Origin of the sequence: Clostridium uliginosum (assembly GCF_900112485.1) — a bacterium.
GTDB lineage: Bacteria > Bacillota > Clostridia > Clostridiales > Clostridiaceae > Clostridium > Clostridium uliginosum.
This window is the reverse complement of sequence record NZ_FOMG01000067.1, coordinates 1-1,682: the sequence shown is the minus strand read 5'-3', so window position 1 is coordinate 1,682 and position 1,682 is coordinate 1. Positions and strand designations below refer to the sequence as shown.

Sequence of the window (1,682 nt, the reverse complement as noted above, 5' to 3'; positions counted from 1 at the left end):
TTATTTAATTTATCATCCATTATTTTACAGCGTGTTTTTATTATTTCCCTACCCAAACTTAATAATTAATTGTAACTAATATCACTAAAACTTTTTAATCCGCATAAATCTTTTATTATTTTACGTCCAAGAGTTGACGCAGCATTTCTATACGGAATTGGTGCGCTAGCACATGTATAGACTTTAGATTTTTTAGCAGGTTTAGTTGCTTGAAATACTGTTAACGGCATCTTTGCAACTACGGTATCCAAAATGTCACTTGGAATAATATTTCTATAAATTTTATCTATCGTATCAAATAATCTATTACTAAATTTTTCAGCTAATATTTTAGCCAAATTATTTGCACCATTAAGAGACCAGCTCATTTTTCTTCCTTTCATTCTTTGAGCTAATACATCACAAATATTATGTTCCATTGTACCTAACTGCCTATATTCAATGCCTTCCGGCGGCGCAGGCAGATTTATATTGTCTCGTAACTTGTATGGTATTAATCCATCTTTGTTATGTACAAGATAATCATACAAATCTATAAGCTTTTTTAAAGCTACTTCATCATTATTGTTATCTATCATCAAATCTACAATAGCTTGTAAACCTTCGTCCACCTTACCTTCTCTAAAAAGTTTTAATAATATTTTCTTTGATTTGTTATCACTTACCTTACGAATAATAGATTGACTAATATGAAATGGGTCTAATTGAAAATGTATATCTTGTTGTTCACAAGTGGCTTTAATCCACTTAGCTCCATCACCATTTAAAATTCTTGTTTCTATTTCATCCACATTATATTTCTCTGATATAGTTGCTTCAGTAAGTTGCTTAAAATGTTTAGCATTATCAAAACTAGCACAAACAGTTTTATCCACAACTTGATATTCTTTTTTACTACCAGGACGCAAAGTCCATCCGGTATAAGATACTGCTAACTTTAATTCTTTCTTTTTACTTTTACCTTTAGGTTTATCCTTACCTTGAATAGATAACCAAATTCCATCTTGTTCTTGAAATAAAACTGAAACTTCTTTCTCTCCTTTTAAATTACCATTATTATTTAATTCAATTTTACGGTTTTCCAAGTCCTTGATTTTATCCCCAACTGTTTGAACGATATTCCAAACACCTTGAGCGCTAATATCTTGATTACATGATCTTTTTATATTTTCCGATGTCTTTCTAAATGACATCTCCGACACGTTAGTTAAAATAGTTTCCACAAGGTTTATTGATACATTACCAACAGTATCCATGCCTAGATATTCATCTAAAAGAAACTTGGTAGCCTTCTTACCGTCATCTAAATTAAATTCATAGATGCGTCTAGAATATTCTACATTTCCCATTATAGTTCGCAAACAAGTTTGCTTACAGCCTTTGTTTCTGTATATCTTAGTATTTCTTTCCTTAAGTAATTTCTCATCTAAAGATTCTAAAATTTCTCTTAACGCATTGCAGGCTTCATCACAAGCTATCTTATAAATTTTTTGTTCTAATTCCTTGAAAGTAAAACCATTATCATTTAAACTAAATTTATACATAAATTCAACTCCATTCAATTTTGTCTCGACAACTTAATTATAATGGATAATTTATGTATTATGGAGATGTTTTTACATCTCCTTTTTATTTTATCTAGTTTTAATTACTTCTTCTGCCTACTAAAATTATACTCTAAC

The 1,682-nt window shown here is 29.5% G+C and carries 1 protein-coding gene; it reads right to left on the bottom strand.

The window, feature by feature from the left end; translation table 11 throughout:
- Positions 1-65 precede the first annotated feature (65 nt).
- Positions 66-1,544, bottom strand: a complete 1,479-nt coding sequence (locus BM027_RS17815) for an ISLre2 family transposase (protein ID WP_090094510.1) — start codon at positions 1,542-1,544, stop codon at positions 66-68.
- Between the last annotated feature and the right edge of the window lie 138 nt (positions 1,545-1,682).

Bases quoted from the DNA above. Each gene is read 5' to 3' on its own strand.
- BM027_RS17815 (WP_090094510.1), bottom strand. From the start codon at position 1,544: ATGTATAAATTTAGTTTAAATGATAATGGTTTTACTTTCAAGGAATTA.